The sequence below is a fragment of the Ruminococcus sp. genome, from assembly GCF_024684275.1.
The window spans coordinates 24,675-35,301 of sequence record NZ_JAIKXF010000109.1 but is presented as its reverse complement, the minus strand read 5'-3'; the positions used below and the strand labels follow the sequence as shown (position 1 = coordinate 35,301).

Genomic DNA, 10,627 nt, shown 5'->3' with positions numbered 1-10,627 from the left:
TGTAAGACCGATGATGTCGTTGTAGAAGCTCTTTGGCTGGTAGTTGCTGAATGGGAGAGGATCTCCGCCGTTCTCGCTCTTTCTCCAGCTTCTCTCATCTGTTGTACCCCAGAGAGTTACGCATGAGATGTTCTTAGCGTGCTTCATAGCAACTTCAAATATCTGCTTATAAAGTGTACCCTGATTGCTCTGATTCTTTGTAATATCGAGCTCTGTGATCTGAACGTCAAGACCGAGTGACTCGAACTGCTTGATAGCTGTCTCGAACTCGCTTGCTGAAGGATAGCTTGCTGCAAGGTGAGCCTGCATACCGATACCGTCGATATAGTCGCCTTCCTTCATTACATTCTTAGCCATATTAACGAGGTCGCTTGTCTTCTTGGACATATACTCGTTGTAGTCGTTGAGGTAAAGCTTTGTCTCAGAAGGTGCATACTGTCTTGCATACTTGAATGCGTTTACTACGAAGTCATAGTTGCCTGCGCCGTATACGTCCTTCCACTTTGAGTAGTTTCTCATTCCGCCGCCGTCGTTCTCAAAGAGCTCGTTACAAACGTCGTATGAGTGAACCTGGAGCTTAGGATAGTTGGACTTAAGCTGTGAGAATGTGTTCTTGATCATGCTCTCAAGTCTCTTGTTCATTCTGTCCTTTGATACGTAACTTCCGTTCTCCTTAAAGAGCATTTCAGGAGTCTGGCTGTACCATACGAAGGTATGACCACGAACGCCGATACCGTTCTGCTCAGCGAACTTGAGGATCTGGTCAGCAGACTGAAGGCTGATATTTACGTTATCACCGCTTACGCCCTTAACGATAGAATCAGGCTTCATCTCGTTCTCACAGGTAATTGAGTTGTAGTTCTTCTTGATGAACTGCTGTGCCTGTGCGTTGCCGATCTCATAACCGCTTACTGATGTACCAAGACGGAAGTATGGTCCCATGTAGTCCTTGAAACCGTCGCCGCCCTTGTTGTATGTGTAATCAAGGTTCTGGTGCTTGCGAACACCTGTGTAGTTGCTTGAAGAACCTGTTGAGCCAGTGCTGCCAGTGCTGCCTGTGCTGCCTGTTGAACCAGTGCTGCTTCCGCCGGAAACTGTACCCTGACCTGTTACTACTGAAGACTTCTTACCCTTGTCGGATACCTGAACTGCATCGATGTAGAAATCGAAGAGATCGCCGGAATCCTGAGGAGTCTCAACGTAAAGGATCATATCTCCTGAGTTTGCAGGAATTGTAAACTCTGTATTCTCGAGCTTTGTCCACTCACCGCTCTCTGCTGTTGCTTCAGCGATCTGTGTGTAAGATGCACTGTCGCCGTCGCCCTGCTGGAGTGACATCTGTACAGTTGCAGAGCTGCCTGACTTCTGGAGAACAGCAGTGCTGAAGCTGTATGTATTGCCCGGAACGAATGCATTTGGATCAAGTGCGATAGCTGCGCCGTTCCACTCCTGTGTTCTTCCTGATACATAGAGTGACTTGCTGCCGTCATAATAATTAGAGGAATCTGTTGTAACAGTTGCATCTCCTCTGCCGGTCCAGTCGCCTGCGCCGCTCTCGAAAGTATTTGTGAAGTAATTGCCGTTTGAGTCAGCCTTTACTGTCTGTGTCTGAGTAGATCCTGTTGAACCAGTTGAACCTGTCTGTCCTGTCTGGCCATTTGGAAGTCCGTTCTCATAAACAGCGATCTTCTTTACGTTAGCAGAACCGTTGGATCTGTAACCTTCGATATTAAGAGAAACCTCATAGAGAGTACCGCTCATATCGAGACCAGCCTTTGACCAAGCGTCAAAGTGCTTGCCTACGTGGATAGTACCCTGCATATAGTTTGTAGTGTTATTTCTTGAACCGCTTGTCTGACGGATGCTCCAGTACTGAGGGAATGTAGCAGTACCGTCAAGTGATGGCTGGTTGTAACGCATTGTCTTAGCAATGTCGTATGTATTTCCATCGAGAGAAACTGTGCCCTTTCTCTCAGCTCCGTCTCCGGGTGGACGCCAGTCGCCCCAGCCTTCTACGATATAGTACTCCATAAGAGGATTTCTTGTCCAGCCGTATACACACATATACGAATTTCCTCTTGGTGTGTACTCTACATCATATGTAAGAGTGATATCAGAACCGATCTGATTATATCTCTGCTTCTTGCTGTCGTAGTTCTTTCCCATACGTGCCAGGAAGTTCTCGATTCCGCTCCATGAGCAGGTAAATGAGCCAGCGCCGGGCTGCATGGAAACCTGACCAGTATAGTTCTGGTTCCACATCTCATAGTCGAATCCGCCGATGTTGCCTCTCTGCTGCTGATCAGCACCGTGAACAACTGCTGCGGGGATCGAAGGTACACTTGAAGCGACCATCATTGCTGTCAAGCCTGCGCTGACGATCTTCTTGAATGCGCCTTTTTTCATGTTGATCATTCCTCACTTTCCAAAATTGATAAAACCTAAAAAATGATTTTTCCCTTTTCTCGCCGAGTAAAAGCGCCGAAACCCTATTTGGTCTCACGTCCCTCCTTTTTCCTCAGCTTCTGTAATCATTTTATTACATTTCTGTGAACTATTCAAGTCAATTCTTGCTAAGTATTTTTTGCCTTGCTCATTTTTTGCTTTTTTTGTACATTTTCGGTCACGCAACAGCAGTTTTTTTATACATTATTGTTTTTTAGCTATTTATTGGTATTATCCCGTGCATAAAAAGCTGTTTTTCGTGTCACTTTTATGTCACTTTAATATTATCTTATAACTATATATAATTGGTTGAACTAATCATCGTTTGTTTAACTTATTGTAAATCAGCTTTATGCACAAATAAAGTGGTAATTTCATGTCACTTCCTACAAAAATTTCTCTGTACACCGATTTTTCACATTTTCAACTTTATTTTTGCAATAAAAGTGTTATAATGTACATAAAGGCTTTATATTATTTCAGATTAAAAGAGGGGATATCATGGACAAAAACAAAACCAAAAAAATTGTTGTTGTGGTTTCGGGACTTGATGAAGAATACCAGCATAATGTTTTCAAGGGTATCAGCACCTATGCCTACAGCCACAATGTGAATATCTCCTATGTTGCAGGCTTCGGTGGAATGGTCGGCAGTACCACATTCGACATCGGTGAGAGCAGCATCTACAATCTTATCGATTATACCCGATTCGACGGCGCTATCCTTATGACCAACACCTTCGGCGATACCGAACTGCGAAACAGGATATTCAAAAATGTTCTTGCCGCAGATATCCCTGCTGTTGTTTTTGAAAATCACGAAAACTCCGATTTCTACGATATAAGCATAGATAATTTCGACGTTATGAAAAAGCTCGTGAACCACATAATAAAGGATCACGGTGCAAAAACAATCAACTACGTTTCAGGTCCTCTCGGCAATCCGGACGGAAAATCGCGCTATGACGCCTTTGTCAGTGCTATGGAGGAAAATGGTCTCACTGTTGACCAGAAGCGTGTATTCTACGGTGATTTCAAGAGCTATGACGGTAAAATGGCTGTAGACGCCTTTGTGGAATCAGGGCTCCCCCTCCCCGATGCGTTCATCTGCGCAAACGACAGTATGGCTCTTACCGTTGCTTCGTCACTGGAAAAGCTGGGATACAAGATACCTGACGATATAATGATAACAGGCTTTGACAACACATTCAGTGCACGTAATTCCAGCCCTGCTATCACATCTGTAAAATGTCCACTTTATGATGTTGGATACAAGGCGGTTGAAATACTCGCCAACGTCCTTGACGGTATCCCTCAGCCTAAGAGCACTATCCTCGATGCCGAGCCTGCTCTCAGCGAAAGCTGCGGCTGCAAATGCTCGGGCACGGACGAGCTGGTAGAGTACAAGAAGCTCACCTACCGCAAATCTGAGGATACCAATAACAATATCCACATGATAAACCGCCTTACAGCCGGTCTTGCAGAGGCATTCACCGCCGAACAGTACTTCAATGTTATAAACAACCTTATCGGCGAGCTTGAATGTGAAAAGTTCACCCTTTGCCTAAGTGAGGACTGGCAGGACGATTACAGCTCTGAAAGCGTTCCCGAGGCTCAGGAGTATTATTCCGAATGCATGAGCGCTCCGCTTATCTGGGATAAAGGCGAGCGCAGGAGCGTGGAAACCTTCCACAGCAGCGAAATGTTCCCTGAGGGCTTCGAGGAAAGAGGCTGCGTGAACTATTTCCTGCCCCTGCATTACAGCGACCGCTGTCTCGGCTATTACATATTCACAAACAGTGAGTTTCCGACATACAGTCTCCTCTGCCATACCCTGACTATGATACTCAGCAACTCGCTGGAAAATATCCGCAAGCTCTTCCACCTCAACAAGGTCAACGCCGAGCTGAAGCGTCTTTACGTCATTGATCCGCTGTGCAACATATATAACAGAAACGGCTTCTATAATCATGCAGATGATGTCTTCAACAAGTGTGTTGCCGAGGGCAGACGTATCATGATAAGCTTTATCGACATGGACGGTCTGAAGTTCATCAACGACAACTACGGTCACAATGAGGGCGATTTTGCTATACAGCGACTTGCCAGCACCATCAGCAGCTGCTGCGGTCAGGACTGTATCTGCGCTCGTTTCGGCGGCGATGAGTTCGTATATTTTGATCCAAACGCCAATGCCGGCACCGCAGATGTCCTCAGCAAGAAGATAACAAAGTCACTCAAAAGCCTCAATAAGCTTATCCAGAAGCCCTATACCATTTCTGCAAGTATCGGAAGTGTTATCACTGTGGCTCAGAAGGAGGATACTCTGTTCAGTGTCATAAAAATGGCTGACGACAAGATGTATGAGGTCAAAAAGGAGAAAAAAGCCGCAAGAAAATCAGAAAAGATATGATAAAAGCCATGAAGCTTTCGCTTCATGGCTTTTTTGCACTTATCAGCGCATCATCACGCTTTTCTGAAACCAACACACTGAACAGCTGCAACAGGATTTCCTATATCGTCCCTGATGTCAACATTATAGCAGCAGATAGTCCTGCCGTCCTTTACAAGCTTAGCCTCAGCGATTATACGCTCTGTCTTTGGAACTCCTATGAAAGAAGCATCAACATTGAGTCCTACTACTCCTGGCTGCTGCCAGTTTGAAGCGACAGCAAAGGCAAAATCAGCGAGGGTGAAGTAAACTCCGCCCATAACTCCGCCCATAGCGTTTTTGTGGTGCTCGTTGATAACGAGACTGCATTTTGAATAATGGTCACCTATTTCGTCAATAACTGCGCCTGTCTCTGTAGCATATCTGTCACCGCGGAATATTTCGCGTACCTTTTCGAGTTCTTCATTTGATACCATATTGATTCTCCTTTTTATAATAAAATTGATAAATTAGTTCCAGAAGGCAAAAATGCGCTGCACGTCATATGCCATTTCAGGATAGCTAAGGTCAAACACATCAAATCGGAATGCCTGATTGAACGCCTGTACGCCTCCGACTATCAGTGCCCACATTGCCGAGAACCACATAAAGCCGAATACCAGCTTTTTCTTGGTCTTGTCTGTAAGCCTCTCATAGAGGAAGAACATTATAGCCAATGCTCCGAGGAGCGACTGCCATGAAAAATCCACCATATAGCGCACTGCATAGCCGCTTTCCCATACAGAGGCGATTATGCCGAAGGGGATCAGCAGACAGGGTACTCCTACGTAAAATGCCATGAGGAGCTTCTTTTTTCTGCCGCGGAGCTGTCTGAGCGCCTTAAATGACAGCAGATACACGAACATAGGCAGTGCAAGGAAGAACAATCCTGAGGTATTGCGTGTTGAGGGCAGGTCTGCGTAGAAGAAGCCGCCTGCGTTGAGGAACTGGAATTCAGTGCTTATATTCGGATAGGTCATTGAGAATGTCGGCGGATTGAACATATAATTATATATAGGTACAAGTGAAAGCCTGCTGTGGAACTGAGTCTTTGTGAAATCGTTGATAGTCAGCGAATACTGTATGCCAAACTCGAACACAGAGCCGAAACGGTCATAATTGTACCACATCTGTATCGCTCCGATACAGACCATAGGCAGAATCGCACAGAGGATATAGCGAAGCTTCCGCGAGCCGTCCTCGGGCTTTTTCCCATTTTTCACCGCTCCTGCGGCTCTGGGAACTGCAAGAAACATGAATGCTCCTGCGGTGATACAGTAAAGCACCAGCGTAGGTCTGCAAAGCACTGCTATGGCAAAAAGCAGCGACGAAACAGCTGTACGTGAGAGAACGGGCTTGCCCGTACCTATTATGTCTGCGGAAAGCATGAAATATACTGCCCATGTCAGTGCCGCAAAGCCTGCCGACATTGCTATCTCGTAGAAATCAGGTCTGCCTATGCTGAACCATATACCGCTTACCACCTGTAATATGATAAGTCCTGCTACGGCTATGCCTGTGGGAGTTTTCGGGAAGAGCTTTTTAAGGAACTCTCTGTAAAGCTTGGTAAGTCCGATAATGCCTATCAGGGCAAACAGGAGCACCGCCATAGAATCGGGGAAATAATACCCCGTCAGCTTATGATAGGGCAGAAACAGCAGCACTACAGGCGCTATGCCGTAGTAGCTGTAGTACTTTCCGTAAAAATAAACGTGGTCCCACTCATACTCCAAATTAGCTTTGTCACGGGCGTCGCCTGTATACGGAGTATCAAAGCTGTTCAGTTCATCAGAAGGCTTTTCAAGGAGGCTTGTGCTGCCGTTTTCAAAGGCTTCAACCAGCTCCTGAGTCATCTGATTTCCCTCTGTACGCTTCATTATGTCGGTTATAGAGTAATTGTCAAGCTTGACAAAGGTGATTACTATTGCCGCAAGACAGGCTGCATCTGTAATGAACACCGCCGCCAGACGGAATATACGCTTGTTTTTTGTTATGCTCTGCTGCATTGTCTTGCTGTTCATCATGAGCTGCCAGAAGACAATGCCAAAGATTATAAGTGCCAGCCTCGCCCATGATATGCTCATGGGTATCTGCTGATTCAAGCCTATGCCCTTTATAGAGACTGCTCCGCTGTTAAATGGAGAAACTGATACTTTCAGCCTGCTGACATCTCCCGAAAGATGAAGCTGTATGTACTGGGAATGAGGTCTTTTTATAACAGGTCTGCCCTCTGCAACAGCAGGTCTGTAATCAACTGCACAGGTCTCGTCCATAGCGTCGACTGAGACCTCAGCTGCCTTTGTTCGGGTATCATAATCAAGATCAACAAAAACGTCTGCCACCTCAAAGTTTATATCCTCAAGGGTGAATACCGACGTCCTGTCGCCGCGGACATCAAGCTTCCCTGTGTCGGCATGGAAATTGACATCTGCGCTGTCGGAGCACTCCTCTGCTGAGAAATAAACGCTTTTATAGGTGCCGAACCAGAGGCGGAATGTAGGAGCATTGAATACAGTAGTCTCCAGCACCGCCGCAATAATGACAGCCTTTACCACCCATACTGCCGAGTGGTAGCGGCGCTTTTTGTTCATGGTACAGACAAGAGCCGATATACCAGCCATAGCACCGAGAACAGTAAATGCTCCCGAATAGGCTCCGATATTTATTATGTGAAGGAGCTCAGCAGCTGCTATAAATACAAGCACCAGAGCCGCACAGAGGGATACTCTGCGCACTGCGGCAAGCCTTTTGCTCACAGGCTCTTTTCCTCTGATGTCGCTCTTTGTTTCATGCAAAAAGACTGCGGTCACAGCGACAGAGACCGCAAACATTAAAATAAAAAGAAAAGTTTCCATAATATCTCCGTTTTTTCAGAGCAGGGCTCTTATATTCTTGTTGCGAGAAGCTGTGAGTATTTGCCGCGGAACTGTTCAAATCTGTCCTCGTCAATGGCTTCTCTTATCTTCTCGGTAAGAGTATTGTAGAAATAGAGGTTGTGCTGTACGGCAAGTCTGCCTGCAAGCTGCTCATTCGCCTTGAACAGGTGTCTTATATAGGCGCGGCTGAAATTGCGGCAGGTAGGACAATCGCACTGCTCGTCAACAGGTCTTGGATCTGTCTCATAGCACTTGTTTCCGAGGTGCATTATGCCGCTCCATGTGAAAACTGTTGCGTGACGGGCATTTCGGCTGGGCATTACGCAGTCGAACATATCCACCCCCCTTGCAACGGCTTCGATTATATTTGACGGAGTTCCCACGCCCATGAGGTAACGGGGCTTGTGTACGGGCATATACGGCTCTACCACGTCGATAATGCGGTACATCTCCTCTGTAGCCTCACCGACGGCAAGTCCGCCTATAGCGTAGCCGTCAAGGTCAAGCTTTGCAATATCCTCCATATGCTTGATACGCAGGTCGTCAAATGTGGAGCCCTGATTTATGCCAAAGAGCAGCTGATGCTTGTTTATGGTATCGGGCAGGCTGTTGAGGCGAGCCATTTCCTCCTTGCAGCGTATGAGCCAGCGTGTGGTACGCTCAATAGAAGCCGCTACATACTTATACGGAGAGGGATTCTCGATACATTCATCAAAAGCCATAGCAATAGTAGAGCCAAGATTGGACTGTATCTGCATACTCTCCTCAGGTCCCATAAATATGCGGTGTCCGTCGATATGAGAGGCGAAATACACGCCCTCCTCCTTTATCTTGCGGAGCTGCGCCAGTGAGAATACCTGAAATCCGCCGCTGTCGGTAAGTATGGGCTTATCCCAGTTCATGAACTTATGGAGTCCGCCCATTTGCTTTACAACATGGTCGCCCGGACGCAGGTGAAGGTGGTAGGTGTTGCAGAGCTCCACCTGAGTTTTCAGCCTTTTGAGGTCAACTGAGGATATACCGCCCTTGATAGCGGCGGCAGTACCCACGTTCATGAAGCACGGTGTCTGAAAGGTGCCGTGAACAGTCTCAAAAGAGCCTCGTCTTGCTTTATTATCGGTCTTTAAAAGTGTGAACATAGTCGCTCCTTTTGTTTATTGAATTTCGCAGAAGTGCAAGTCTCAATCCAGGTCAAATTCCTTGCCTGAATCAGGAGTCCTGTCCTCACGGCGTCCGTAGAAGCCGATAAGCTCCCCCTTTGTATTTCTTATAGCAAGAATGTACATATCCATATTATGCTTCTCGTCGTGCAAAGCAAATACCTTGTTATTCTTTTCGTCCTCCTTGAACCACTCCACGCTCATGACTACCTTGCTCATCTGCTCATCGTTCATGACTGTTGAAAGAAGCCTGCCTGTAAGCGGCGCTACAGGTGCATAGTAGTTTTCAGCCGCAGTATTCTCATATATCACCCTGTAATCGAGATTGCAAAGGACTATAGGTCCTTCCTCGGAATCGATTATTCCCTTGAAAAAATCATAAAGTTCCATTTCTGCCATTTCTTACTCCTCAAATCAAATATTTATAGTATGCACATACTGTCACCAAAGCTGAAAAAGCGGTATCGCTCTGCAACAGCCGTTCTGTATGCGTTCATTGTGTTATCATAGCCCATAAATGCGGAAACCAGCATAATAAGTGTACTCTCGGGAAGGTGAAAGTTTGTGATAAGTCCGTCTATGCACTTGAACTCATATGACGGGTAAATGAATATGTCTGTGTAGCCCTCGTGCTCGGAAATATCCCCGTAAAAGGTAGCTACGCTCTCTAATGTACGGCAGGTGGTAGTGCCGACTGCAATAACCCGTCCGCCGTTTTTCTTTGTCTCGTTTATCAGGTCAGCAGTCTCCTTGGGGAGATAATAATGCTCGCTGTGCATTTTGTGGTCGAGGACGTTGTCCTCCTTGACAGGACGGAAGGTCCCAAGTCCGACATGAAGCGTCACAAATGCCGTCTTTATGCCCCGTGAACGAAGGTCATCAAGCATTTCGGGGGTGAAATGCAGCCCTGCCGTAGGAGCCGCCGCAGAGCCAAGCTCCTTTGAATATACCGTCTGATAGCGCTCGCGGTCCTTCAGCTTTTCCTTTATATATGGAGGCAGGGGCATCTGTCCCACGTCCTCAAGAGCGGTAAAGAAATTCCCCTCGCACTGAAACTGTACGATACGGTTGCCGTCGTCCTTTACCTCAACTACCTCTGCAACAAGCCTTCCGCCGCCGAATGAGAAGCGTGTTCCCACCTTTGCTTTCTTTCCCGGACGGCAGATTATCTCCCAGAGCTTGTCCCCTTTCTGCTCAAGCAGCAGGAACTCGATAAAGGTCTGGTTGCCTATTTTCTCGCCGTAGAGCCTTGCAGGGATAACTCTTGAGTCGTTCATGACCAGCAGGTCACCCTCTTTGAGGTGGCCGCATAGATTATAGAAGTGGTCGTGAGTTATTGCCCCCGTCTTACGGTCAACACACATCATGCGCGAGGCATTTCGCGGCTCTATGGGAGTCTGCGCGATAAGCTCATCGGGAAGCTCATAGTAAAAATCCGATTTAAGAAGTTCCAATTTTATTCTCCTTTTTTTTTTCAAGGTGCGCAGGTACTGCTTATGCTCATCTGAAACGCGGAAGCTCTCAACAGCTTTCTGTATGGTCTTGTTGTGAGTCCACTTATCAAGGCGCTTCTGCTCAATGTAAGGAAGCGCCTCGCCGTAATTCTTAGCAAGTGCAGTTGCAAAGTACCACGCACGCATCATATTAATATAATACTCATCTGAAATGACCGCAGCAGCTCTGTCAGCATATTCCGTGTGGAAGTACTCGCCGAGA

The 10,627-nt window shown here is 46.7% G+C and carries 7 protein-coding genes; 1 reads left to right on the top strand and 6 read right to left on the bottom strand.

All coding sequences use genetic code 11. The features are described 5' to 3' along the window. On the bottom strand, positions 1-2,406 hold a 2,406-nt coding region (locus K5677_RS12885; protein ID WP_296728744.1), incomplete at its 3' end, for an endo-1,4-beta-xylanase. Positions 2,407-2,946: 540 nt separating this feature from the next. Between K5677_RS12885 and K5677_RS12880 the strand changes: the two genes are divergently transcribed. Then, on the top strand, positions 2,947-4,857 hold the full coding sequence (locus K5677_RS12880) for a GGDEF domain-containing protein (RefSeq protein ID WP_296728741.1): 1,911 nt from the start codon (positions 2,947-2,949) through the stop codon (positions 4,855-4,857). Positions 4,858-4,910: 53 nt separating this feature from the next. Here K5677_RS12880 and K5677_RS12875 read toward each other — a convergent pair whose 3' ends face one another. The 5 genes from K5677_RS12875 to queA are packed head-to-tail and all read right to left on the bottom strand — an operon-like array spanning position 4,911 to position 10,365. Further along, positions 4,911-5,312: a PaaI family thioesterase gene (locus K5677_RS12875; protein ID WP_296728737.1), complete on the bottom strand. Its 402-nt coding sequence runs from the start codon at positions 5,310-5,312 to the stop codon at positions 4,911-4,913. 33 nt (positions 5,313-5,345) lie between these two features. Then, complete coding sequence (locus K5677_RS12870) at positions 5,346-7,730, bottom strand: hypothetical protein (RefSeq protein WP_296728733.1); 2,385 nt, start codon at positions 7,728-7,730, stop codon at positions 5,346-5,348. Between the two features lie 29 nt (positions 7,731-7,759). After that, entirely contained in the window at positions 7,760-8,890 is a 1,131-nt protein-coding gene (gene tgt, locus K5677_RS12865) for a tRNA guanosine(34) transglycosylase Tgt (RefSeq protein WP_296728729.1), read from the bottom strand. Positions 8,891-8,932: 42 nt separating this feature from the next. Next, the gene (locus K5677_RS12860; RefSeq protein ID WP_296728726.1) at positions 8,933-9,310 is read right to left on the bottom strand and encodes a hypothetical protein; all 378 of its coding nucleotides are present in this window, start codon (positions 9,308-9,310) and stop codon (positions 8,933-8,935) included. A 23-nt stretch (positions 9,311-9,333) separates the two neighbouring features. Next, a complete protein-coding gene (gene queA / locus K5677_RS12855; protein ID WP_296728745.1) occupies positions 9,334-10,365 on the bottom strand; it encodes a tRNA preQ1(34) S-adenosylmethionine ribosyltransferase-isomerase QueA in 1,032 nt (343 codons plus the stop codon). Positions 10,366-10,627 lie beyond the last annotated feature (262 nt).